Annotated in this window: 20 protein-coding genes; 7 read left to right on the forward strand and 13 right to left on the reverse strand. The window is 67.7% G+C overall.

All coding sequences use genetic code 11. From position 1 onward, the window contains the following. Positions 1-373 precede the first annotated feature (373 nt). Entirely contained in the window at positions 374-2,035 is a 1,662-nt protein-coding gene (locus KY501_RS51125; protein ID WP_224372883.1) for an anti-phage dCTP deaminase, read from the forward strand. A 251-nt stretch (positions 2,036-2,286) separates the two neighbouring features. Here the strand turns inward: KY501_RS51125 and KY501_RS51130 are convergent, their stop codons facing one another. Next, positions 2,287-4,071, reverse strand: a complete 1,785-nt coding sequence (locus KY501_RS51130) for a hydroxysqualene dehydroxylase (RefSeq protein WP_224372884.1) — start codon at positions 4,069-4,071, stop codon at positions 2,287-2,289. Between the two features lie 66 nt (positions 4,072-4,137). On the opposite strand from KY501_RS51130, the gene KY501_RS51135 reads away from it, so the two are divergent. Continuing rightward, complete coding sequence (locus KY501_RS51135) at positions 4,138-4,584, forward strand: hypothetical protein (protein ID WP_224372885.1); 447 nt, start codon at positions 4,138-4,140, stop codon at positions 4,582-4,584. Positions 4,585-4,613: 29 nt separating this feature from the next. Here KY501_RS51135 and KY501_RS51140 read toward each other — a convergent pair whose 3' ends face one another. The 3 genes from KY501_RS51140 to KY501_RS51150 all read right to left on the reverse strand — a co-directional run bounded on the left by KY501_RS51140 (position 4,614) and on the right by KY501_RS51150 (position 10,287). After that, positions 4,614-6,950 carry an endonuclease gene (locus tag KY501_RS51140; protein ID WP_224372886.1) on the reverse strand — a complete coding sequence of 779 codons (2,337 nt, stop codon included), beginning with the start codon at positions 6,948-6,950 and terminating at the stop codon, positions 4,614-4,616. Positions 6,951-7,028: 78 nt separating this feature from the next. Then, positions 7,029-7,403: a hypothetical protein gene (locus KY501_RS51145; RefSeq protein ID WP_224372887.1), complete on the reverse strand. Its 375-nt coding sequence runs from the start codon at positions 7,401-7,403 to the stop codon at positions 7,029-7,031. A gap of 148 nt (positions 7,404-7,551) precedes the next feature. After that, positions 7,552-10,287: a M1 family metallopeptidase gene (locus KY501_RS51150; RefSeq protein WP_224372888.1), complete on the reverse strand. Its 2,736-nt coding sequence runs from the start codon at positions 10,285-10,287 to the stop codon at positions 7,552-7,554. 95 nt (positions 10,288-10,382) lie between these two features. Between KY501_RS51150 and KY501_RS51155 the strand changes: the two genes are divergently transcribed. Next, positions 10,383-11,351: a lysophospholipid acyltransferase family protein gene (locus KY501_RS51155; RefSeq protein WP_224372889.1), complete on the forward strand. Its 969-nt coding sequence runs from the start codon at positions 10,383-10,385 to the stop codon at positions 11,349-11,351. 30 nt (positions 11,352-11,381) lie between these two features. After that, positions 11,382-11,894, forward strand: coding sequence for a DUF3060 domain-containing protein (locus KY501_RS51160; protein WP_224372890.1), 513 nt, complete (start codon positions 11,382-11,384; stop codon positions 11,892-11,894). A 26-nt stretch (positions 11,895-11,920) separates the two neighbouring features. On the opposite strand, the gene KY501_RS51165 is transcribed toward KY501_RS51160, so the two are convergent. Beyond that, entirely contained in the window at positions 11,921-12,526 is a 606-nt protein-coding gene (locus KY501_RS51165) for a hypothetical protein (protein WP_224372891.1), read from the reverse strand. Here KY501_RS51165 and KY501_RS51170 point away from each other — a divergent pair. After that, positions 12,504-13,283 carry a DUF4328 domain-containing protein gene (locus KY501_RS51170; RefSeq protein WP_224372892.1) on the forward strand — a complete coding sequence of 260 codons (780 nt, stop codon included), beginning with the start codon at positions 12,504-12,506 and terminating at the stop codon, positions 13,281-13,283. The genes KY501_RS51165 and KY501_RS51170 overlap by 23 nt on opposite strands. Before the next feature lie 10 nt (positions 13,284-13,293). Here the strand turns inward: KY501_RS51170 and alr are convergent, their stop codons facing one another. Then, on the reverse strand, positions 13,294-14,490 hold the full coding sequence (gene alr / locus KY501_RS51175; protein WP_224372893.1) for an alanine racemase: 1,197 nt from the start codon (positions 14,488-14,490) through the stop codon (positions 13,294-13,296). Between the two features lie 185 nt (positions 14,491-14,675). Here alr and KY501_RS51180 point away from each other — a divergent pair, with 185 nt between their 5' ends. After that, positions 14,676-15,341 (forward strand): metallophosphoesterase, encoded by a 666-nt coding sequence (locus tag KY501_RS51180; protein ID WP_224372894.1) that lies wholly within the window; start codon positions 14,676-14,678, stop codon positions 15,339-15,341. Between the two features lie 9 nt (positions 15,342-15,350). Here the strand turns inward: KY501_RS51180 and KY501_RS51185 are convergent, their stop codons facing one another. Next, positions 15,351-15,725, reverse strand: coding sequence for a response regulator (locus tag KY501_RS51185; protein ID WP_224372895.1), 375 nt, complete (start codon positions 15,723-15,725; stop codon positions 15,351-15,353). Further along, a complete protein-coding gene (locus tag KY501_RS51190; protein ID WP_224372896.1) occupies positions 15,722-17,233 on the reverse strand; it encodes an ATPase domain-containing protein in 1,512 nt (503 codons plus the stop codon). The genes KY501_RS51185 and KY501_RS51190 overlap by 4 nt, the downstream gene beginning before the upstream one ends. Before the next feature lie 386 nt (positions 17,234-17,619). On the opposite strand from KY501_RS51190, the gene KY501_RS51195 reads away from it, so the two are divergent. Then, entirely contained in the window at positions 17,620-18,363 is a 744-nt protein-coding gene (locus KY501_RS51195; protein WP_224372897.1) for a hypothetical protein, read from the forward strand. A 15-nt stretch (positions 18,364-18,378) separates the two neighbouring features. On the opposite strand, the gene KY501_RS51200 is transcribed toward KY501_RS51195, so the two are convergent. From KY501_RS51200 to KY501_RS51220, 5 genes are all read right to left on the reverse strand, one after another. Continuing rightward, on the reverse strand, positions 18,379-19,410 hold the full coding sequence (locus tag KY501_RS51200; RefSeq protein ID WP_224372898.1) for an endonuclease/exonuclease/phosphatase family protein: 1,032 nt from the start codon (positions 19,408-19,410) through the stop codon (positions 18,379-18,381). Between the two features lie 109 nt (positions 19,411-19,519). After that, entirely contained in the window at positions 19,520-20,044 is a 525-nt protein-coding gene (locus tag KY501_RS51205; RefSeq protein ID WP_224372899.1) for a hypothetical protein, read from the reverse strand. Between the two features lie 31 nt (positions 20,045-20,075). After that, the gene (locus KY501_RS51210; protein ID WP_224372900.1) at positions 20,076-21,245 is read right to left on the reverse strand and encodes an MlaD family protein; all 1,170 of its coding nucleotides are present in this window, start codon (positions 21,243-21,245) and stop codon (positions 20,076-20,078) included. Then, positions 21,242-22,060 (reverse strand): ABC transporter ATP-binding protein, encoded by an 819-nt coding sequence (locus tag KY501_RS51215; RefSeq protein ID WP_224372901.1) that lies wholly within the window; start codon positions 22,058-22,060, stop codon positions 21,242-21,244. Before KY501_RS51215 ends, KY501_RS51210 begins: the two co-directional genes overlap by 4 nt. A 3-nt stretch (positions 22,061-22,063) precedes the next feature. Continuing rightward, positions 22,064-22,777 (reverse strand): MlaE family ABC transporter permease, encoded by a 714-nt coding sequence (locus KY501_RS51220; RefSeq protein ID WP_224372913.1) that lies wholly within the window; start codon positions 22,775-22,777, stop codon positions 22,064-22,066. Positions 22,778-22,803: the final 26 nt, after the last annotated feature.

Here is a 22,803-nt window from a genome sequence, read left to right on the forward strand (position 1 = left end):
CCAGCCGGATTGCCTCCGCCCTGAACTCGGGCGTGAAGCTCCGTCTCTTCCTTCGTTCCATGGGACACATCCTCTCGTGTTTCGACTCATCAGGGGTGTCCACAAAATCGGGGCAGGCTCATACTTCAAGACACCGCTCCCCTCGCGCAAGCCCATACCCGCTCCCACGCATGCGCCGGACACGGCGCCCCTGGGCGGTGCGCTCGTCGCTCGCTTCCCCGGGTGCATCGGCCTTCCTCGCTATAAGTGCTTCCAGCTGGAGCGCGTACGCTGTCGTGCACGAGGCCTGGGCCGACAGTCCGGGCATTCTCTTGCTGCTCACAAGACAGTAGGGTTATCGCGAGTCTGTGATGGCAACGGGGAGGACCACAGCATGAGCGATGGACCGCATCATCTTGCGGACAAAGAGGAGTTCAATCGCAGAGCCGCGAATTCCGCTCCTGAACTCGTCATTGGTCTCGTAGGTGCCATTGGCACGGATCTGACAGCCGTATCCAAAGCGCTCTCTGCGGCACTCACAGCGGAGGCGAACTACGACCCACGCCCCATCCGCCTCTCGTCCTTGCTGCACGAAATCGAGGGACTCGACACCCACCTGAGTTCCAATGGGGACAAGCACCTCTACTACAAGGAGCACATGCAGGCGGGAACCGAGTTGCGCGCAAAGATGGGATGCGCGGATGCGATGGCATGGCTGGCCTTGAGCGCCATCCGGGCTGAACGAAGCGACATGGTCAAGGCTGAGCGCCGCAGTACGCGTCGCGCGTTCATCCTGCATTCGCTCAAACGCCGGGAAGAGGTCGAGTCCCTTCGGAAGATCTACGGTTCCGCCTTCTTCCTCCTGTCTGCATATGCCCCGAGAGACAAGCGCGTCGACAAGCTCTCCCGAAGCATCTCCGAGAGCCGAGGCCTATGGCGCCCGATGGAACTGCGCAGCGAGGCAGAGGATCTCGTACGCACCGATGAACGCGAAATGGGCGACCCCATGGGCCAGGACGTTCAGCGGGCCTTTCCCGAAGCGGATGTCTTCATTGACGCGACGAATCCCAAGGAGATGGAGCGCAGCATCCAGCGCTTTGTCCGGCTCATCTTCGGCCACCCCTTCCACACTCCGACCCGGAGTGAGTGGGGCATCTTCTTCGCGAAAGCCGCTGCCATGCGCTCTGCGGCTCTGGGGAGACAAGTGGGCTCGGCCATCACCTCTCCTGCGGGAGAACTCATCGCCGTCGGCACCAACGAAGTGCCCAAAGCGGGAGGAGGCTTGTACTGGGAGGGAGATGAACCGGACGGGCGCGACTTCGTAGGAGGCGAGGACACCAGCGACCGGCACAAGCACGACCTCATCTCCGAGTTGCTCCGGCTCTTGCAGAAAGAGGAGTGGCTGACGGAGTCATACCGCGACCTGGATGTCCAGGAACTGCGCGAGCGGGTCCTCCACAAGGAGACAGGCCCCTGGAGTGACTCCCGGGTGATGAACCTCATCGAATTCATGCGCCCGGTTCACGCCGAGATGGCCGCGCTCATGGAAGCAGCGAGACGCGGTGTATCCGTGCAGGGTGGTGTGATGTACGTCACGACGTTCCCCTGTCATGAGTGTGCGCGGCACATCATCGCCGCAGGCATCTCGCGGGTCGTCTACATCGACCCCTACCCCAAGAGCCTGGCTGCGGACCTCTACTCGGACTCCATCGCCTTGGAGGGCTCCGAGGGAGGGTCCACCGGCAAGGTCATCTTTTCACCGTTCGTCGGCATCGCTCCCAGGCGGTACATGGAATTCTTCGAACTCAAGGGAGAGCGTAAGGACAAGAGCGGCAGTGTGCTCGCATGGGTACCTACGAAGGTAGTTCCGAAGCACCCAGGAAACTACACTGTGTACAGCCCTCTGGAGGCTGAACATCTCGCGCGATTCGGCTCCATTGTGGAAAGCATCGGCCTTAAATTCCGAGGAGCGGTGCAACCGCGTGAGGAGGAATCCAGTGAGAAAGCCGGGATGGCTCAAAGCGCAGATCGAGGACGCCAGGGAGGAGATTCGTAACTGGCCGCAATGGCTGCGGCAGGCCCGAGGTCTTGAAGCGCCGGATGACGCCCGCCCGAAGCAGTCCCAGACTTCTTCCGAGGAAACGGTCTCGAGAGACGTGCCCGAAGGAGTGAAGGCCTGAAGTACAGCAGGCCCGACTTGCTCGGGCCTCAAGCACTCTTGAGATGTGTGCCTAGAGTTCGAGTGCCGCTGTTTGCCGTGCGGTAAACGCGCATGAGCCCGCTGCATTGATGGGAACGAGGGCGCGCTCAGTGCACGCCCAGTCGCGAGAGGAGCCCGTCGACCAGGTCGGTGGCTCTCACCCGGTCCAGCAGATCGTCGACACGGGAGACTCCCGTCAATGCTCCGAACCGGCGCAGCAGGTCTGCAGCCTTGAATGCCGAGTCGATGCCTAGCAGCTCGAACAGGTGCGCGCGGCCTCGCTGATAGAGCACCGCGTCGAGGCGCTTCCACGCCTCAAAGGCCGCAGGCTCCTCGAGCGGCCAGATCGTGGCGCGCGTGGCCGTTGAGCCCATCCGGTCGAGGATCGCATTGGCCGCGCGCCGCCCTGCCTCGCAAGCCCCCTCCATCGAGGCCAGATTGGTGTGCGTGCGGACATAGTCGCCCGCAAGGCACAGGTTGGGGATCACGCTCGCCGCTTCGGGACGCACCTCCCAGGAACGCGGAGGATGGACCAGGAGCCGCGACGGGTTTCTCGGCGGCAGGCCCGTGCTGTAGTCGAGGTCCGCGTCCAGGTGGGCGGAGTGCAACAGCTCGTCGGTCAGGATCTGCTCATCCGCGTGCCTGCCATTGAGCGATGCCTTGAGCTGCGCCCAGACCTCGAGCTTGATCTCCTCGGGCGTGCAGTCCTTCGCGCGCTTGGGCACGAACGTGCCGGGCGTGTCCCACTCGGAGATGTCCACCGAGATCAGACCGCCCACCGAGCCGTCCCCAAACTGGCGCCGGAACAGGCCGAGCTCACGCCAGAACTGGGGCTGAGAGATCGAAGTCAGTGCCCACGGCGAGTCCGGATAAAAGATGTGGCCCCGGACCAGGGGCACGTCTTCGTAGAGGAAGAACTGGAGCCCCACCATCCACGACACCAGCTGATCGACATCGGCGGCGCGCAGGCGGGCCAGCGCCGGATCCAACGCGGCGAGCTCCGGCGTGATCAGCACCTGGGCAGCGTCGATAGGCACCGCGAGCACGTAGTGATCCGCGCCAAGTGCCTGGCCATCATCGAAGCGGACCTGCGAGATGCGTCCGTCGGTGACATCGAGCCCGCTGCACCGCACACCACCGTGGAGGTGCACCCCGAGGCGTCTCAGATAAGCCACCCAGGGTTCGAGCCACATCTGGCTCGTCGGTCCGCCCATCGTCCGGTCGTTGTTCACACCGCTCGTGGCGAAGTCGAGGAGCAGCTGTATCGAGATGATACCGATTGTCCGTGCCGAGCCGTGCTGAGGATCCATGGCCACCATCGTGCGCGGTACCGCGCGCAGTTGGCGCTGGAGCTTCGGCGAGTAGAGGTCCCCTCGGAGGTAATCCCACCATGAGAGCCCCTCGTACTCGCCGAGCCGGCGCTCATCGCTCGAGGTCATGAACTGGAGGATCTTCAGTCCAAACAGACTGACATCGGCCGCGTCGAAGTCGAGCTCCTGGAAGAACAGCTCGAGCGCCTCGAGCACGCTGTAGGGCTTGTCGAGACGCCGCCGGTAGAAACGGAACCACGTATCTTCGTCCACCATCGCAATGGCGCTCTCGGTAGTGGCCTTGAGGTGCTGCTCGACGTTGCCGTTCACACCGTTCGTCACCGGAGTCCGCTGCATCTGATCGATCACATGCCGGTAGAAGCGCGGGTAGAAGCGGAAGCCATGCTCGCCTGGCAGGTCGCTGCGCCCTCCCGTGCCGGTCCCGGCCACCGGCTGCGAGCGCGCTTTGCCTCCCCAGGCCGTTCTCGCCTCGAACACATGGACCTCGAGCCCGCGCTCGGCGAGCTCGTGGGCCACGGTCAAACCTGCGACACCTCCACCGATCACGATCACACTTGGCATGGAGATCCGTAGGGATGGGGATCCGCTCTCGACCAGGGGACGGAGGGGCACCTCAGTGGTGGTTGGATGACGGCCCTCATCGAGGCGAACGATCTATGCTCCCACTTCATGAAACCGCATGAACTCCTCCTGGCACTCCTGACGATCGCCAGCCCTGTTTCGTTCGCGCGGGCCGACGAGCCGCCCTACTTCTGCGAGAGTGGGGATCGCGGTCGGGATGCCCGCGACATTGCCTGGAACTCGGACGAGTGGCGCACAATCCAAGGCGCAGTGCTTCGCTACTGTGCTCGTGCCACCGGGGACGAGAAGGGCCATTGCCAGCACGTGGTTCCGCTCCTCAAGAACGCCCACTGCGGCTTCGAGTTCAACCCAGCCACGGACAGGTTTCCCGCGAACGTCGCCATGGGCGGCGCCTCCGACAACGAGGCCATCGTGTGGTACGCCCAGCTCGAGCGCGCAGGCGGAAAGTGGAAGGTGCTCAAGATCTTCTTCGATGATCTCGAGAGGCCGTAGCCGGAGCCCCCGCCACCCTGCCCGCGCGCTCACCCGAGCCCCTCTCGGAAATCCACGTGCTCGGCCCACTCCGGGTGGTCGATGAAGGGATTGCGGTTGCCCTGGCGCTCGAAGATGGCGTCGTTGCGGTGCCGCTCGTGCAGCGACGGCGGCTCCGCCTGGTGCCAGTTCAGCAGCACCGCCAGCCGACTCTCCTCGTACTCAGTGGAGGTGCGGTTGATTTCCCCCGGGTACCTCAGCAGGAAGTAGAGCGTGGCCCGCGCCACCGTCCCCTTGCCGCTCGTCGGCTCGAACTTGTTCGCCACCCGCCGCCCGCACTCCTCCCGCTCCACCTCCTCGAAGTCCGGGAAGTCGAAGTACGGCGTGTTGCCTCGGAAGCTGTTGCAGCCCGACTCGCACGCGAACAGGTGGTGCAGATCTCCCTTCATCGGCTCGCGCTTGCCAAACCAGGACTGGGGCACCACGTGCTCGCAGTTGTAGGGCAGCGCCGCCTCCAGCAGATCCATCCTCGCCGCCATCGCCTCGGAGCCGAGCAGCCCCTCGGTGGTCAGCACCTCGCGGAAGCGCTCGCCTCGTAGCTGGTCGATGCGCGCATCCTCTCGGATGAACTCCTCCGGATCGAACCCCTTGCCCGAGTAGATGCTGCGCAGCATGCCCTCCGGGCGCAGGTCCACCCACGGATAGACCTGGCTCATCGGCGCGTAGCGCAACAGCGTGCGGTGAGTGCCTCGCACGAGCTCACGAAGCATCTCGTAGTCCGGCTCATCCCCCACGTCCGCGTAGTAACGCTCCTGCGCGGCGAGCGAGGCGGCCTCGTCAAAGTAGGGCCGACGACGGGACCGTTCCAGCTCCGCGAGCGCCTCTTCGATCTCCGGCCGTGCGTGGGCGGAGACCTGGATGATGGGCCGGCGCGTCGGCGCCTTCCTGAGCGCGGGCGCGGGACGCGGTTCCACGGCACTACCGCCGAGCGCGGCACCGTCTCCCAGACTCACCTGGATGCTCACGCGCAGCGGCAGTGTCAGCGTGGCATTCCCTCCCGTGAGAATCACCCCACGTGTCTCCTGCGCCTGCTCCTTCAGCTCGCTGGGCGGCGCTTCGCCCTCCGAAGGTTCCTCGACGGACGGCTCGGAGACGTTCACCCGCTGCACTGGAAACCCACGGTTCCGTGGATCCAACACCGTCTCCGTGCCGCCTCCCTTCGCATCCCCCTTCACGTGCCGGGCCACGACCGTGGCGATGCGCTTGCGGATACCCGAGCGCGGGCGCGAGGACGTCTCAGGGTTCGCCGTGGATTCGAGCAGCTCCGCGCGCAGCCGGGCCGCCTCTCCCGAGACGGTCCGGGAACGAATGTGCCGCACCAGGCTGCTCACCCGCACGCCCTCGTTCGCCTTCCACGCGAGCAGCGCCGGGTCCATCCCGGGCTCCCAGGTCTCGCCGTCCACCGTGAGCAGGTGACCGTCCTCCGAACGCTTCGGCACACCCATGTGATGGAGCGCCACCACCTCCCACTGATCATTGTAGACAGGCGAACCCGAGGAGCCCGGCGCCGTGTCCGTCATGTAATGGGTGAAGTTATCGAGGAGATCGACGATCTGGTTCTCCCTCAGCGCGAGCTGCTTGGGCTCTCCGTTGGGGTGCTGGATGATGTTCACGTACTCGCCGAGCAGCACCTTGCCCGTCGCTTCGATGAGCCGGTTGAAGCCAAACTCGCTCAGTGCCTGCCCATCCGCCGATCGCTCCTTCACCGCCACCAGCGCGTAGTCGAGTTTCTCGTCCGTGATGAAGCAGGTCGCCGGATCCAGCTCGAAGAGCACCGAGGGCAGTGCCGCCCCGTCGATTCCGGACTGGTAGTTGAACTCGATCTGGCTGTGGCTGGCCTCCGCCGCACTGCCAAGCACATGGTGGTTGGTCAGCATCAGCCGGGGCGACACCAGGAAGCCCGTGCCGTAGCCCGTCAGCCGCCCACGCGCGTCGTTGATGCGCACCCGCCCCACGGTTCGGGACACCTTCAGGCCTCGCTCCAGGAAGCACACGCTCGTCAGATCGCTGCGCCCCAGCACCCGCTCGAACACCAGCTTCGCGGGCTCGGCGGTGCCAGGGACGATACGGGAGCGGACCTGCACGGGATCCGGGCACAGCTTGCCCTCCGCCGCGTCGATGCCCAACCGGCGCAACCGGGCCTGGACGCGATCGGAGCTGTCCACCTCCAGCGGAGTGCGATGCTCGTCCCGCAGCTGGTGCACCACCCCCTCGCGCACCCGACGCCGCTCCTTGTAACGCTGCTCGGTCTGCTCGAGCTGCCCCTGGACACGCGAGTACCACGTGCCAGGAAGCCCTCCCTCGGAAGCCAGTCTCAGTTCCGCCATGACGCCCTCCAGGCTCCGAGTCCCCTGGGGGACTCTCCCGCGTGGTGGAGTGGCGTGGGCGAGGATGTGACGGCGAGCCTAGAAATCGACCCGGAAGAGTGGTGCGTACGGGTACACGGAGAGCGAAGGAGGATACTCCGGCGCCGCATCCGCTCCCGAGGTGAGCACAGGCAACGGGCCCGTGCGGGTGACGGCGCCCGGCAGCATGTCCAGCTTCCAGCCCTCCGCCGTGTGGCGCAGGTAGCCAAGCACGGGCTGACGCGTCTCGGAGGGCCGCAGCTCCGGCGTGACGATGAGCTCCTGCTCCAGTGGCGTCAGTGCCGACGTGCTGGCCCCCGGTGTGGCGGCCAGACTCGCGGAGGGGAGAAGGAACACGATGAGTACGGAGCCCGCGACCGAGACTGCAAGCGCATCCCAGAAGCGCACCGCAGCGGACGTCATGCCTGCAGCCATGGGTCGCGACCTCCTATCTGGGAAACACATAGGAGGCAGGGAAGGTTCCCGATGGTGGGCCGCCAGCGCTCCTCGCGGGAGTGCCCGGCCTCATTCCCACCACGCTCCCGAGGCAGCGCGAGCGCCCCGAGAGCGAGCAGCCTCCTTCCTACTTGGAAGCGGGCACCTTCACCGGCCCCTGGGTGAGGAAGGCCTCGATGCTGGCGCCCTGAGCCGCCTTCTGGGCGATGCACAGGTCGATGCTCTCCAGTACCTGCGACAGCACTCGCGCTCCGCCCTCTTCCTTCCCGCTGCGCTCGCCGAAGTAGTCCGCCACGTCCTTGCGGTGCTCCGCGTCACACCAGGAGCCGCCCACGCGCGACAGGTGGGCGGCGAAGTCCTCCGGCAGCCGCGCCACGAGCGCGTCGTAGTTCTCCTTCACGAAGGCATACACCACGTCTCGCGTCGCGGGATGGTACGCGGCCCCGATCATCATCCACACCCACTCGCGCGCGTCGTTGGCCGGATCCAGCAGCATGGGGAGCAGCTGGCGGAGCAACTGGGGATCTCTCACACCGGACAGGCCGTGGATGAGCTGCTGGCGCAGCTTGCGCTCCTTGGCCATCTTCAAGGCCGCCTGGAACTTCGGAACGAACTCCGACCCGGCGTACTTCGCGGCGATGCCCAGCACCGTGCCCACCAACTCCGGATCCACCGCCCGGGGATCCGCCAGCCACTTCCCGGCCAGCTTCCTCGCCTCGGCGACGAGCACCGGATCTCCTCCCCCACCCCCCGCCAGCCCCAGCAGCAGCGGGCGCAGCAGGCGCGTGTCCTCGTTCTCCCCCGCGCGCGGAGTGAAGCCCAGCTTTCGGGCCCGCGCCCCATAGGTGTCCCGAAGGAAGCGGTGGAAGTCCTCCCGGCGAGCCTCCGGCAGTTGCCGCTCCTCCACCAGGCCCAGCAGCTCCAGCGAGGCGTTGAACACCTGCCGGTCCGTCTCCTGCGCGAAGCGCACCGCCAGAGAGAGCGCATCCGCCGCGGGCAACAGCCCGGCCTTTGTCAGTGCGTACGTGTCCCCAAGCAGCGCCACGCGCTCGGTGCGCGTCAGCCGCTTGTCCGCCGCCGTCACCAGCTTGCGCAGCGCATCGCCCTTCACCTCGGCCCGGTAGTAGCCCGCGCCTCCGGCGTTGGGGTAGAGCCAATCCGGGCAGGACTTCGCCTCGGGCAGCGGCAGCTCCGCGCGCTCTGTCTCCAAAACGGTGCAGGCCCGGCCCGTCGTCGCGCCCACGCCGTAGCGCACGCAGAGCGGCACATGCCAGGTCTGCGCCGCCACACCCGGCGAGCCCAACGGCAGGTATCGGCGCTGGGAGAGCACCACCTTCGGCGTCTTCCCCGAGCAGTCCATCACGGCGCTGACGACGGGAGCCCCGCCCTGATCCAGGAAGGTGCTCAGCACCTTGCCCACGTCCTGTCCCGCCTCGGCCGAGAGCGCATCCAGGAAGTCCTTCGCCGTGGCATTGCCGCGCGCATGAGCCCGCAGGTACCGCTGCACGCCGCGCTGGAACACCTCCCGCCCCAGCCACTCCTCCGTCATCTCCAGCACCGCACTGCCCTTGCCATAGGTGATGGTGTCGAAGGCGTTCTGGACGTCTCCGTCATTCTCGATGGGCTGGCGGATGCGCCGCGCCGACACCAGACTGTCCGACTCCAGCACGAGCGAGCGCATCTGCACACTCTGCACCGGTGCATCCCAGGTGGGCTGCCAGACCTCGATGATGCGCGGGGTGATCCACGTGGCGAACGCCTCGTTGAGCCACAAGTCGTCCCACCAGGACAGGGTGACGAGGTTGCCGAACCACTGGTGCCCCAGCTCGTGCACCTGCGTGTCCGCGAAGTCGCGCTGGCGCTCGGTGCTGTCCTCGGACTCCTTGGCCAGGATCATCTCCGAGTTGAAGGTGACCAGCCCCGGATGCTCCATGGCCCCCCCCAGCAGCGGCACCGCGAGGGTGTCCAGCTTCTCGAACGGGTAGGGAATGCCGAAGTAGTCCTCGAGCCGGGCGATGATCTCCGGCGTCACCTTCGCGGCGTAGGCACCCTCGGCGGCGCGGCCCTTGGGGGTGATGATGCGCGTGGGCACCTTGTTGCGGCCCGAGGGCGCGGCCTGCAGGAAGTCGAATGGCCCCACGGCGAAGGCGATGAGGTAGCTGGGCAGCGGCGGCGTGCGCGCGAAGCGGAAGGTGCGGCCCCCATCCGGCCGGGACTCCTCGGCCTGCACGGACGTGTTGCTCACCGCCACGTTTCCCTTGGGCACGTGCAGGGTCAGCTGCCAGGGCACCTTGAAGCTCGGCTCGTCGAAGCAGGGAAAGACGCGCCGGGCGTCCAGGGGCTCGAACTCGGTGAAGAGGTACCAGTCCCCGCCCTCCTGGTTGCGGAACGCGCCATCCAGCTCACGGGTGGAGGCCACGGCCTCGTAGGTGATGCGCAGGGTCGCCGGGCCCTTGGCCAGCGGGCTCGCGAACGTGAAGCCGAGGAATTCGTCCGTGCCGGGCACCTGCGTCACCGCGATGGACGCGCCCCCTTGCGTCACGGTGGCCTGTTTCACCGTGAGCGCCTTGCCGTTCAGCCAGAGCACCGAGGTGGGCTCGGCCACCTCGAGCGCCACCTCCTCCACGCCCTGGAAGGTCTCCGCGGTGGGGTCCACGGTGAGCTCCACCGTGTAGCCCGTGGGACGCACCGTGGTGGGCAGGCGCAGCCTGGGCGGCGTGAGCGAGGGTGGAGGAGAGGCCGGAGTCGCGGCCTGCGCGGAGGCCGGGGGAGCAGCGGTCTCGGCATCCGGCACGTTCTGCCGAGCTCCACAGGCTGTGAGCAGGCCCGTGAGGAGGAGAGCAAAGAAAGGAAGGAGGCGCATGGGGACGCGGTCTAGCGCGGCACGGCGCAGCAGGGGAGTGACTTCTCGTCGACTGGCCTTGCTCGCCTGTTCGCTTCGGTGTGGAGTGCGCCGCCGTGTCCCTGCCCGCAACCGTGCCCGCCCCCGCGGTCCATCCCATCCGGCTGACGTCCTCCCACCTGCGCCGAGTCATCGGCGAGCCGCCGGGCCCGCTCACCGGCTTCCTGGCCAACCTCGCGTTGCGCTGGGTGGCGGGGCTCAGCCGCGGCACGCGCGAGCGCCTCGTGCGCTTCGTGGGCGGGCTGGCCTACTCGCTGGGCATCCGGCGACGCGTCGCGTTGGAGAACCTGGCCATGGCCATGCCGGAGCTCACCGAGGAGCAGCGGCACACCATCGTCCGTGGCACCTACCTCACCATGGCGCGCACGGTGCTCGAGGCCCTGGCGGATCGGGACCGGATGCCTCCGGACTGGGAGAAGGAGGACGTGGTGGGTCGCGAAGCGTGGCTGGCGCTCCAGGCGCATCTGGCCACGGGCAAGGGCGCGCTGCTGGTGACGGCCCACTTCGGCAACTGGGAGATTCTGGGCGAGGTCCTCATCCACCGCGGCGTGCCGCTCAACGCGCTGGTGCGTCCCCTCAAGGGCGCGCTCAACACGCGCATCGCGGAAAACAGGGTGCGCGCGGGAGCCGGGCTCATCTACCCGCGCGGCGCCGTGCAGGAGCTCATCGACGCCGTCGGGCGCGGCGAGAGCGCGTACATGTTGTTGGATCAGGCCATCCCCACCAAGGGCGTCTTCGTGCCGTTCTTCGGCAAGCTGGCGTCCACCACGCCGGCCATGGCGGTGGCGGCGCAGCGCACCGGGGTACCCGCGTGGGTGGTGATGGGCGTGCGGGACGGCCCGCGCATGCGCGTGCACATCGAAGGGCCCATCCCGCCACCGCCGCCCGAGGAGGGCAAGGACCCCATCACCGAGCACACCGCCCTGGTCACCGCGGGGCTCGAGCGCATCATCCGTCAATACCCTGAACAATGGCTGTGGCTGCACCGTCGCTGGAAGTATGCGCCGCCTTCTCCCGGAGTATAACCCCCGCCTCACGCGCAGCAGCGGGTACCCATGTCGAAGCGGATCCTTTCAGTGGTTGTCGGGCTCACCGTGTGTTTCTCGATGGCGGCGGGCGCGCAGAGCTCCGTCCAGGTCGGCAAGGATGGGAGCGTCAAGGTCCAGTCCGGCGGGTCGAAAGTGGATGTGGGGGGCGGCAGGGTGAACGTCCAGACGGACGATGACGAGTCCAGCACCCCTGCCTCCGAGCGGGCCGCGGACGAAGCCACCCAGGACAGCTCGGGCTCAGAGGTCGAGATCACCGGCAGCGGCCGGAAGGAGACCCTCTCCTGCTCGGGAACGACCGAGGTGTCGATCAGCGGCTCCTCGAACGAGCTGACGATCACCGGCGACTGCAAGAGCGTCGAGGTGACGGGGAGCACGAACAAGGTGACCCTGGAGGGCGTGGGACGGATCGACGTCACCGGCTCCAGCAACACCGTCACGTGGAAGCGCGCCGTGGGCAAGGCCAAGAAGCCCAAGGTGAGCGCCACCGGAATCGGCAACAAGGTGTCCAAGGCGCCCTGAGGGCCTCCGACCCCAGGTCCGCGGGCTCAGGAGAGGCGCAGGAGCAACTCCGGGAGCCCGTGGACCTCGAGCGCTCGAAGCATCGGCGCTCCGGCAAAGACGAGTTCCGAGAGGCCACTCACGGCGAAGCGCGAGCGGAACGCCCAGTCGAAGCCCGGTGAGATGAAGTCGTAGCTGTCTCCATCCGGCAGCAGCGGCACCTTCCAGACCGAGCCCTGGAGGTACTGCACGAAGCCCCACCACTGCTCCAGCGTCGCACCCTGTCCCAGCGGTGCGTGGGGATGAAGGCGATAGCCGATGTGGTTGAGGTCGGGATCCACGACGTGCACGAATCCGCCGGGCGGCGTCAACTCCCGAAAGCGCTCCAGCATCCAGCGGTTGAAGCCGACGATCAGCTCGCGATTCGCGGCGTCGTAGAAGCCGAAGTCCGCCGGTAGCTGGAAGGTGCGAGGTTCACCCAGCCCGGACTCGGCAGCCTCGAAGCGGGCCAGCACCTGCTCCGGCTCGGGGTTCTCCAGCTCGAGCGCTTCCCAGGCATCGTGAGCATCCATACCGGGGCAGTCTGGTCCATCTCCGGCGTGGATTGGGTCATAATCCCAGCGTGTCTCGATGACCTCTGCCTCTGCCGCCATGGCGCTCGATGTCGCCTGCCTCGCGCACCCGGCCTTCAAGCCGGTGGGGACGTGCTCACGGTGTGGCCGCTTCGTCTGCGCCCGCTGTGAGACGTGGGGAGAACTCTGCGCGGCCTGCGAGTACCGCCAGCTCCGGGAGCTGCCTTCCCTGCGAACACGTGGGAGCCTGACGCGGTGGTCGCTGGGCCTTGTCACCGTCGGGATGGGGCTCGGAGCGATCCTCACGGGCTGGCTGATCTCCCGGCTCGACTCGGGCCTGGCGCCTGACGAAGCGGCGAGGACCTATGAGCGGCTCTCCCGCCTGCTGACCGCTCCGGTGGTCCTCGCCACCGCGCTGTCGGCGTTCTTCTTTCTGCGCTGGCTGCACCTGGCCGTGAGGACGGCGCGGATGCTCGGGTTGGATCCCGGGACGACGCCCGCGTGGGCCGTGGCCTGGTGGTTCATCCCGCTGGCCCACCTGTACGATCCCTATCTCGTGGTGCGCAGCTTGCGGCTGAGCCTGGGAGGTTCGCCCAAGCTGAACGCAGCGGTAACGGCCTGGTGGACTGCCTGGGTGCTCGGCGTCGCGGCCTGGATCGTCAAGGAGTACCTCTTCAGCACCCTCGACTCGGATCCCTTCCTACTCACGTCAGCGCTGCTCGCGGGCTTCGCCTCCCAGGTCATCCTCGCCTTCGGCGCGCTGCTCTGCATCGCCGTCATCGGTCACATCCAGCGGCTGACCGATGAGTGCCTGGAGGACGTGGCCGAGGCCGCCTGAGCCCAGGCGCTCAGTCCACCACCACCCGCCGCAAGTGCGCACCCAGCCGGGTCACCAGCTCGTAGTGAATCGTCTGCGCCCAGCCCGCCAGCGCCTCGGCCGACACCGTCTCGTCGCCGTCGTGCCCCAGCAGCGTCGCCGTCACCGGCCGCTCGTCCGCCGTGGCCCGCGTCACGTCCACGATGAGGTGGTTCATCATTACGCGCCCCAGCACCGGACACCGCCGCCCGTTCACCAGCACGTGCGCCTTGCCAGACACCAGGCGCGGGTACCCATCGAAGTACCCCACCGGAAGCACCGCGATGCGCGTGGGCTCCGAGCACCGGTACGTGCACCCGTAACCCACGTAGCTGCCCGCCGGCAGCCACTTCACCACCTGGCTGCGGCACCGCCACGAGAGCACCGGCCGCAGCGAGGGCACCTCGCCCAGCACCAGCCGCGCCGATAGCCGCGTCTCCGTCGAGGGCCACAGTCCATATAAGGAGATGCCCACCCGCAGCGCCTCGTAGCGGGCGCGGGGCAGCACCAGGCTCGCGGCGCTCGCGGCGATGTGCCGCTGCGGAGAATGCGCCGGGGAGAGCTGCGCCACCAGCCGCCCGAGCCCCGTCTCGAAGGCCTCCAACTGCGCCAGCGCGTACTCCTGCTCCGTCACATCCTCTGTATTGGAGAAGTGGCTGAGCACCCCCACCAGCTCGAACACGTCCCTCGCCTCGGCGAGGAAGCCCGTGTCCCGGGGAATCTGCTCCAGCGTGAAGCCCTCGCGCCCCAGCCCCGTGTCCACGTGGACGTGGACCCGCAGAGGACGCTCCAGCCGGGCCGCGCGCAGCACCGCCCCAGCCTCCCGCCACGACAGGTCCGCCACCACCGCGTCCACGCCCTCACGCGCCAGCGCCACCGCCTCGTCCGGGCCAATGGCCCCAATCACCAGCACCTGCCTGGGCGCCAGCCCGTGCTCCCGCTCGTAGGCCCGCACCGCCAGCCCGTCCTGAGGGTTGATGAGGTAGAGGATGTCCACCAGCGGGTGCACCAGCGGCAACAGCTCCCGGAAGCCGTGCCCATACGCGTTGCCCTTGAGCACCGCGCCCATGCTCCGCCGAGGCCCCGTGCCCGCAGCCGCCTCCAGCGCCCGGAACACCTCCACGTTGTGCCGAAGGGCCGGCGCGCTCAGCTCCAGCCAGGAAGCGCAGGCCGGAAAGCCGCCTGCCATGCCGCCGTGCTCCACCACATTCACCTCCGAGGGCCACCTGTGGCCCGCTGCCCGCACCCGGCGGGCTCCCCCCTCTTACCAGCAACCCGAGTGCCAGGACCCCAGGCCTCGCCATCCACCACCTGCCCGAGTGCGCAGCAGGCAGGTAACATCGCCTCCCGCCCCCGCGCGATACGAAAGAGCCTATGCGGACGCTGTTCATCGGAGACGTGCACGGCTGCGCCGACGAGCTGGATGCCCTCTTGAAGGAGTGCGGCTGGCAACCGGGCGAGCGCGTGGTCCTCGTGGGAGACCTGGTGGCCAAGGGCCCGGATTCGGTGGGAGTGCTGCAGCGGGCGCGCGAGCTGGGCCTGCAGGCGGTGCGCGGCAACCATGACGAGCACGTACTGCGCTGGCACCAGGGGCACCAGAAGCAGGGCAAGAAGCTCAAGCCCGAGCACCAGCAGGTGCTGAAGTCCCTGGGCCCCGCGGACTGGAAGTACCTGGCCTCGCTGCTCCTCTACATGCGCCTGCCGGAACTCAATGCCATCGCCGTGCATGCCGGGCTGGTGCCGGGCGTACCTCTGCGCGAGCAGCGCCAGGAGCACCTGCTCAACCTGCGCAGCATCGCCCCCGACGGAAAGCCCTCCAAGCGCGTGGAGGACGGGGACCCGTGGGCCAGCCTCTGGCCCGGGCCCGAGCTCGTCCTCTTCGGGCACGATGCGCTGCGCGGGCTGCAGAAGCACCCGCACGCCTACGGGCTGGACTCGGGCTGCGTCTACGGCGGACGGCTCACCGCCTACGTGCTGCCCGAGGGCCGCTTCTACTCGGTGCCCGCCCGCCGCGCCTATATGGACCTGAACGGCCCCTGAACTCTGGCCTCAGTGCGCCTCCTCCGCCCCCGTCAGCTCGCGAAGCCGGTCGAGCAGCTTCCACAAGTCGAACGGCTTCTGGAAGAAGTCGGCGCACACCAGCGGCGCATCCCGGGTGAGGATGGAGCGAGGCACGGCGCTCATCAGCACCACGGGTATGGACTGCCAGCGCGCGTCGGCCTGCAGCTCGCGCAGCAGCTCGCGCCCGTCCATCACCGGCATCATCACGTCCACGAGCGCCACGTCCGGGCGGACCTCTTGCATCCGGGCGAGCGCCTCGCGCCCGTTCCCAGCCGTCACCACCTGGAACCCCTCGTCCTCGAGGATGCCGGAGAGTGCATCGAGTATGGCGTGCTCGTCGTCGACGAGGAGGACTGTCTTCACTTCCTGCCCCCTCGGCGTTTGCGCACGGCGGGTTTGCGCTGGCTCCGCCTTCTCGTGGACGACAGGCCCGAGTCGGTCAGCACTGCGCCCGTGCTGTCGAAACGGCCCCCGAGGTGCAGGCCCTGATCATCGATGACGAGCTCGCGCAGGGACGGGTCATGCCCGCTCTCGCGCGTCTTGAGAATGGCGAGCACCCGCCGCAGCTCGCCCTTCCATTCAACCTGGCGCAGGAAGATGTGGTTCTCCACGAGCGCGGACAAGCCCTTGACGGGCGTCTCCACCTCGGGGCCGAAGAGCACCCGCGTCTCCTCGGTGAACACGGTCGTCACGTCCAGCGCGCGAAGCTCGTTGGTGAACGCCGCGAAGAAGCGGTTGATGCGCTCGGTGTGGACGGTGGACTCCTTGAAGCCCACCAGCCCGTCGATGAGCAGCCGCGTCACGCCCCGGCGTTTGATGGCCGCCAGAATCTTGACCGCCAATGCGTCCAGCACCAGCTCTACAGGGGGTTGCCAGAGCATCTCCAGCTGGCCATCGCGCACCGCGCTCAGGAGATCCAACCCGATGGCCTGCCCCTTGCCCACCAGCCGGGGCGGAGACTCATAGAAGCCGAAGTACAGACAGGGCTCCCCGTTCTTCGCGCCGTGGGCCAGGAACTGGAGGCCCAGCAGCGTCTTGCCGCTGCCCGAGGGGCCCATGATGAGCGTGGCGCTGCTGCGCTGCAGGCCGCCGCGGAGCATCACGTCCAACTCAGGCACGCCCACCTCCACTCGAGAGGTGTACTCCCCCGGCACGGCGATGGGGTCGGCCAGCATCGCCTCCGAGCGCGGGTAGACGGTGATGCCCTGCTGGGAGATCTGGAACACGTGCCGGCCGCGCAGGTGAGAGCTGCCGCGGAACTTGCGGACGATGAGCTCGCGCACGGCCCGCACGCCGATGAGCTCGTCCGTCAGCTCGATGAGGCCGTCCACCATGGTGTGCTCGGGGTGAACGTCCTCGGGGGAGTGGCCGTTGGTGAGCAGGAAGGTGGTACAGCCGATGACGCTCACCAGGGTGTTCAGCTCGTGGACGAACTCCTTGAAGGCCAGCTCGTTGGGCGCCGACGCGCTGGCGCTCACCAACCCGTCCAGCACCAGCATGCTGGCGCGGTGCTCGCGGATGAGCTGGCGCAGCAGCTCCAGCAAGCCCTTGAGCCCGTCCTGCGTCAGCACCCGGTAGGCGCTCACATAGTGCAGCGCCGAGGCCAGGGGCTCCTCGGAGAAGAAGGCCATGCCGCGCAGGTGCGCCAGCATGCGCCCATGCGTCTCCGCCAGCAGGGTGACGTAGACGACCCGGCCGCCCTGGGACACGTGGTGGAAGCAGATCTGATTGCCGAGGATGGTCTTCCCCGTGCCGGGCATGCCCGCCACGATGTAGGTCCCCCCTTGCAGAAACCCTCCGTCGAGCACGGCGTCCAGACCGATGACGCCGCTGGGGATGCGCGGGAGCAGAGGGGGAGCTACGGCCGTCATTGCGAGAAGCCTCGGTGCCCCATGGGAGAGAGGCTGAGACCCGCCAGGCCGCTCAGGCGGGCCGCCGGGGGCGCGGCGGGACGGGTCGCCCCGGCCAGGGTGCACCGGGGTGCGCGCAAGCTAGCACCCGAAGCATGGGAGGTGGGCCACTGTAAACAGTGGAAGGGCAGGCACGCGGTGGAAACGGTGCACGGAGAGGGACGAGGCGCCATCAGGTGGATTTGATCAGGCAACAACTGGCCATGCCGTGCACCGGCATTTTTCGGATCTGGGCTTAAAAATGACATGCCGCCCCAGGTAGGCGTCCACCAGCGGACACCGTGTCCCTGGAGGCTCGGTCGCGCGGACGCGAGCGAATCGGAGCGAAGCGTGCTTTCGTACCGGGCATGAGCCGATCCCTCTGCCTGCTCCTCGCCCTCTCCCTGCCTGCAGTCGCTCTGGCGCAGGAGCCAGGTGCTCCCGAGGCGCCTCCTCCTCCTCCCGCCGAGGCGCCGCCGCAGCCTCCTCCTCCCGAGGGCCCTCCGCCTCCGTGGCCTCCGCCCCCTCATCGGGCGCCTCCGCCCGCGCGGTCCGAGGAGTCCCTACCGGAGATGGAGACGCTCATCTCCGGGAAGGCCTCGCAGGGGGGCTATGGCGGCCCGGTATTCACGTACAGCCGCATCCTGGGCAAGGACGCCCTCCTCTTTGGCGGCCGCGGTGGTTGGATCGCCAACCACCACTTCGTCTTTGGCGTAGGCGGCTTCGGCCTGGTGACCCGCATCGCGGCACCCGAGGGCGCACCGGACATCGGCGAGCCACTGCGGTTGGACCTCGCCTATGGCGGCCTGTGGATGGAGTACATCATCCTGCCCGAGAAGCTGGTGCATGCCTCCATCGGCGCGCTCATTGGAGGCGGTGTCTCGGGCTACAGCCGGCAGGAGCGCCGGTTCCGGGACGAGCGCTCGGTGGAGGACGACGTCATCTTCGCCGCCGAGCCCGTGCTCTCGCTGGAAGTGAACGTGCTGAGCTTCGTCCGGGTGTCCGTGGGAGCAAGCTATCGGTACATCGGGAGCGTGGACCTGAGCGGGCTGCGCGAGAAGGACCTGAGCGGCTTCTCGGGCTCGTTGATGCTCAAGTTCGGCAAGTTCTGAGGCGCGGCTCCGGCCTCAGCCACGAGGAAGCACGAAGTCGGCCTGGACGGCGGCGTGATCCGAGCCCGCCAGGCCGCTCCCCGGCGCATCGCGCACCACCCGGAACGTGCCCGGGACGTCCTGCCCGGAGGCGTCGCGGGCCCTGTAGAGATGATCGATGGCCTGCGGCGCCCCCTGGAACCACACCGTCCCGAGGTCCTCCAAGGGCAGCTCGCGCGAGACCCGCTGGAGCGCACCGTCCTGCTCCAGCGCTTCGAGCGGCGGAGAGCCCGGCACATCATTGAGATCGCCCCCGAGCACGACGAGCGTCCCGGGACGCTCTGCGGCCACCGCTCTCATGATGTCGTGCGCGGCCTGAGCCTCCGCGTACCGGCGGCCCGGATCGTCATCCACCTTGGAGCGGAAATGGGCGGCGAAGACGATGACCTCGGAGCCATCCACGTCCAGGCGCACCTCGAGGAACTCCCGGGAGAAGACAGTGGTCGTCCCGTCCGGACGCGTCAGGATGCGTTGGGCCCGGTGGCGGCGCACCTCGCGCTGGGGATAGCGGGACAACACGGCCACATCCACCGAGGCGGCTGCGCCTATCTCTCCGAGCACCGCCGAGGAGAACTCCGGAGCCCGGGCCTGGAGCGCGTCCAGACATACCTGGGTCTCGATCTCTGAGAGCAACACCACCCCGGCCTTCAGCGAGGTGAGCGCCCTGGCGATCCGATCCACACGGGCCGCGAAGACCTGGGGCGTGGGCAGCTCCTCGTAGGCCGAGCCTCCGCAGCTCCCGGAGTCACAGACCGTGTCGAAGAGGCGATGTACGTTGAAAGCGGCAATACGGACCGTGCCAGCGGCTGGCTCCGGCTGGGTATTCGTGTCCGGCAGTGCGCCGCCATCTCCGGAGGGAGGCGCCGTGGAGCCTGGGCTCTCGGGGGCCAGACTCTGGCCCTCGATGCATGCATTCGAGCCCGCGAGCACGAGCAGCAGGCCCGCGAGGAGCCCGCTCCGACGAAGAAGGAACCGCGCTGGAACGCTCGGAGCACCGGGTGGTAGCACACGCTCGGAGATGGGAGTCCCCCTGTCGGCCGCACTTGTGGCGAACTGGTACGGCCAGCATACCAGTTGGCTGCGGTCTCGCCCGACAGGGGGCCCCCCCCGAGGCCCGTCAAATATCCCCGGGCGAGACATCCTCCGTGAGGCTGGCGCGCTGGAGTTCTTTCTGCTCGTCGAACTCCAGGCGGACGTTCAGGAGGTACTCGTCATCCATGCCCGGATGGGAGCAGGAGATGAAGCCGCGTCGATCCGGGAACGCCAGCTTGAACTCCAGGGCGTCATGGTCGACCAGGTAGGGCCCGAGGTTGCGGAACCGGACGGTGATCTGCCGGTCCTCCGTGAGCGAGACGGTGGTCACCAGACTCTGGACCTCGGGTGCGGTCTCGCGCGAGACCTGCACGGCGGCGAAGTACTCCGAGGGCAGTTGGGCGCCCAGGCTGGTACCTGGCTCCCAGGTGATTCGAATCAACGAGCCGCCGGCCGTGGGCTCGAGCCCATCCACGAGGCGTGGGTTCGTCATGTTGTTGCCGCTAGAGCAACTGTCCTTCGAGGCTGACGGCTCATCGTCGCCACAGCCCACCTGAGCCATTGCAACGAGCGCTGCAACGACCCACGGCGCGAATCTGGAATTCCGCATCGATCTGTCTCCCCCTTCTCCCGGCTGGAGCTCACTTCTTCGAGCCCGAGCCTCCCGTCCCAGTCTGCTGCTCTTCCTGCTTGACCTTGCCGATCTGATCCAGCTCCTCGTGGTTGTTGATCGAGAAGCGTACCAACGCGCGCAACAGGCGGTTGCGCTTCACGTTGCCGAGCACCTGCCGTAGGTCCTCGTACACCGTGGGGTCCGCGATGAGCCCGCCCACCGTGCCCTCTCCGTTGGCCACCGTGGAGGTGATCTTCTTCAGGTCCGCCGCGGCGCTCCCCAGGTCCGCGAACATGCCCCGCGCATCTCCATAGATGAGCTGGTGCACCGCGCCATTGGGACTCTGCTTCGCATCCTCGATGAGCCCAGCGAGCTGCCCGGCTGCCGCGCCCAGCTCGGTCAGGGCCTGAGCGCCATCCTTGCCATAGATGAGCGCGTGCGCGGTGCCATCGCCCTGGCGCACCTCGGCCAGCAGGGCCTCCACGTGCCCCACCGCTCCATCCATCCGCTGCGCCGCCCGGGACGCATTGGCCAGCAACCCTCGCACCTGGTTGCCTGTCTCCTTGTCATAGATGAGCGCATGCAGCGCGCCGTCCCCCTTTTCCACCTCCCCCAGGATCATCCGGAGGCTGTGGAGGCTGGCGGAGATGTCCTCGGCGAGCCGAGGGTCGGCATAGGTCTCCACCGCCGCCCGCAGAGAGTGGCTGATGGCCCGCGAGTCGTTGAGCACCTCGCTGGCCGCCTGCATGATGGCGTTCAAGTCCCCACTGGTGTCCGTGCGCAGCTCGCCTCCATCCGGTATCGGGGGCGACTTCGGGCTGCCCAGGGAGATGTCCACGGCCTTCTCGCCGAGCACTCCGAGGCTCGACAGCCGGGCCACCGAGTCCTGGCGCACGCGCTCCACATATTTCTTCGAGACCTGGATGCTCACCTGGATGCCGCGCTCCGCGGACTCCTCGGTGAAGTGGATGCCCACCACGCGCCCCACCTCCAGGCCTCCGAGCCACACGGGCGACTTGTCGCTCAGGCCCTGCACGTTGGGGAAGTAGGCGTGGTACGTCACCTGCTTCTCGAAGAAGCGCGTCTCCTGGCCGATGAAGAAGACGACCACGCCGGCCAGACAGAGCCCTGCGGCAACGAAGAGGCCCGCGCGCCAAGCCATGCGCCGCTCACGAGGAGTGGAGGTGAAAAGGCTCATGACGCCACCTCCCGCCCCGTGAGCTCCGCCCGCCGCGCATCGAGGAAGGCGCGCACTTCGGGCACGGTGGAGCGCTGCATCTCCTCGGGCGTGCCCACCTGGACGATGCGCCGGTTGGCCAGCATGGCGATGCGGTCGGCCACATCGAAGGCGCTCACCATGTCGTGAGTCACCACGATGGACGTACAGCCCAGCTTCTCCTTCATCGAGTTGATCATCGCGTTGATGCTCTGAGTGGTGACGGGATCCAATCCCGTGGTGGGCTCGTCCCAGAGGATGACCTCCGGGTTGGTAGCAATGGCGCGCGCCAACCCCACGCGTTTGCGCATGCCGCCAGACAGGTCCGCCGGCATCATGGCTTCGGTGCCGGGCAGGTTGACCCAGGACAGCTTCTCGGCCACGCGGCGGGCCACTTCTTCCGGAGGCAATTCCGGGAAGTGCTCGCGCAGCGGATAGGCCACGTTCTCCCCCACGGTCAGCGAGTCGAAGAGCGCCGCGCCCTGGAACACCATGGCCACGTGCCGGCGCACCGCGAAGAAGTCCTCCTCGTGGAAGCGAGTCAGGTCCTGTCCCTGGAAGAGGATGCGCCCCGCGTCCGGGTACAGCAGACCGATGAGGCACTTGAGCAGCACGCTCTTGCCCGTGCCCGAGCCGCCGATGACCACCAGCGTCTCTCCCGCGCGCACGGACAGCTCGAGGTCGTCATAGACGCGCTTGGGCCCGAACGACTTCTTCAGGTGTTCGAAGTGGATGAGCTCCTCGCCGGGTGCGGGCGGGTGGAACTCCAGGCTGGGTGTCGGAGCGGACAGGCGCATGGGCTAGAGGTAGAGGCTGATCTTGGTGATGAAGAAGTCGGCCAGACACACGGTGACGGAGGTGATGGCCACCGTCTGGGTGGTGGCGCGACCCACGCCCTCGGTGCCGCCTTCCACGGTGAGGCCCTTGAAGCAGCCCACCAGGCCGATGGTGATGCCGAACACGGCGCCCTTGATGACACCCGACACGAAGTCGCTCATGAACACCGTGTCCAGCGCGCCCTGGAAGAAGAGATCCAACGAGATGCCGTACTGGATGTTGACGACGAGCGCGCCGGCCACCAGGCCAATCACGTCCGCCAGCACGGTGAGCGTGGGCAGCACCAGCAGGCACGCCAGCACCCGAGGCACCACCAGCTTGCGCAGCGGATCCGCCCCGAGCGCGCGGATGGCGTCCACCTGCTCCGTCACGGTCATCGCGCCCAGCTCCGCGGCGATGCCCGAGCCGATGCGCGCGCCCACGGTGAGCGCGGTGAGCACGGGGGCCAGTTCGCGGAACAGCGTGAGGACGACAACGCGGCCCACGGTGTACTGCACTCCGAAACGCGCCAGGAAGAAGCCGAACTGCAGCGAGATGACGAGCCCCGCGAACGTGGACGTCAGCAGGGCGATGGGCATGGAGCGCACGCCCAGCGACTCGGTGTGGAAGACGAGCGCACCCCAGTCATACGGAGGGCGCACGGCGCGCGAGAACACCTTGCCCGTCATCACCATCATCGCCCCGAGCACTTCCAGCCGCTGGC

This window comes from Hyalangium versicolor (assembly GCF_020103695.1).
In the GTDB taxonomy this organism is placed as follows: Bacteria; Myxococcota; Myxococcia; order Myxococcales; family Myxococcaceae; genus Hyalangium; species Hyalangium versicolor.

What these genes read in the sequence shown, in the direction of transcription:
- KY501_RS51130 (WP_224372884.1), bottom strand. Translation starts at nt 4,071, where the DNA reads ATGCCAAGTGTGATCGTGATCGGTGGAGGTGTCGCAGGTTTGACCGTG.
- KY501_RS51195 (WP_224372897.1), top strand. Translation starts at nt 17,620, where the DNA reads ATGAGCCGATCCCTCTGCCTGCTCCTCGCCCTCTCCCTGCCTGCAGTC.
- KY501_RS51160 (WP_224372890.1), top strand. Translation starts at nt 11,382, where the DNA reads ATGTCGAAGCGGATCCTTTCAGTGGTTGTCGGGCTCACCGTGTGTTTC.
- KY501_RS51205 (WP_224372899.1), bottom strand. Translation starts at nt 20,044, where the DNA reads ATGCGGAATTCCAGATTCGCGCCGTGGGTCGTTGCAGCGCTCGTTGCA.
- KY501_RS51135 (WP_224372885.1), top strand. Translation starts at nt 4,138, where the DNA reads ATGACGGCCCTCATCGAGGCGAACGATCTATGCTCCCACTTCATGAAA.
- KY501_RS51220 (WP_224372913.1), bottom strand. Translation starts at nt 22,777, where the DNA reads ATGATGGTGATGACGGGCAAGGTGTTCTCGCGCGCCGTGCGCCCTCCG.
- KY501_RS51145 (WP_224372887.1), bottom strand. Translation starts at nt 7,403, where the DNA reads ATGGCTGCAGGCATGACGTCCGCTGCGGTGCGCTTCTGGGATGCGCTT.
- KY501_RS51125 (WP_224372883.1), top strand. Translation starts at nt 374, where the DNA reads ATGAGCGATGGACCGCATCATCTTGCGGACAAAGAGGAGTTCAATCGC.
- KY501_RS51165 (WP_224372891.1), bottom strand. Translation starts at nt 12,526, where the DNA reads ATGGCGGCAGAGGCAGAGGTCATCGAGACACGCTGGGATTATGACCCA.
- alr (WP_224372893.1), bottom strand. Translation starts at nt 14,490, where the DNA reads ATGGCAGGCGGCTTTCCGGCCTGCGCTTCCTGGCTGGAGCTGAGCGCG.
- KY501_RS51210 (WP_224372900.1), bottom strand. Translation starts at nt 21,245, where the DNA reads ATGAGCCTTTTCACCTCCACTCCTCGTGAGCGGCGCATGGCTTGGCGC.
- KY501_RS51170 (WP_224372892.1), top strand. Translation starts at nt 12,504, where the DNA reads ATGACCTCTGCCTCTGCCGCCATGGCGCTCGATGTCGCCTGCCTCGCG.
- KY501_RS51140 (WP_224372886.1), bottom strand. Translation starts at nt 6,950, where the DNA reads ATGGCGGAACTGAGACTGGCTTCCGAGGGAGGGCTTCCTGGCACGTGG.
- KY501_RS51215 (WP_224372901.1), bottom strand. Translation starts at nt 22,060, where the DNA reads ATGCGCCTGTCCGCTCCGACACCCAGCCTGGAGTTCCACCCGCCCGCA.
- KY501_RS51190 (WP_224372896.1), bottom strand. Translation starts at nt 17,233, where the DNA reads ATGACGGCCGTAGCTCCCCCTCTGCTCCCGCGCATCCCCAGCGGCGTC.
- KY501_RS51150 (WP_224372888.1), bottom strand. Translation starts at nt 10,287, where the DNA reads ATGCGCCTCCTTCCTTTCTTTGCTCTCCTCCTCACGGGCCTGCTCACA.
- KY501_RS51180 (WP_224372894.1), top strand. Translation starts at nt 14,676, where the DNA reads ATGCGGACGCTGTTCATCGGAGACGTGCACGGCTGCGCCGACGAGCTG.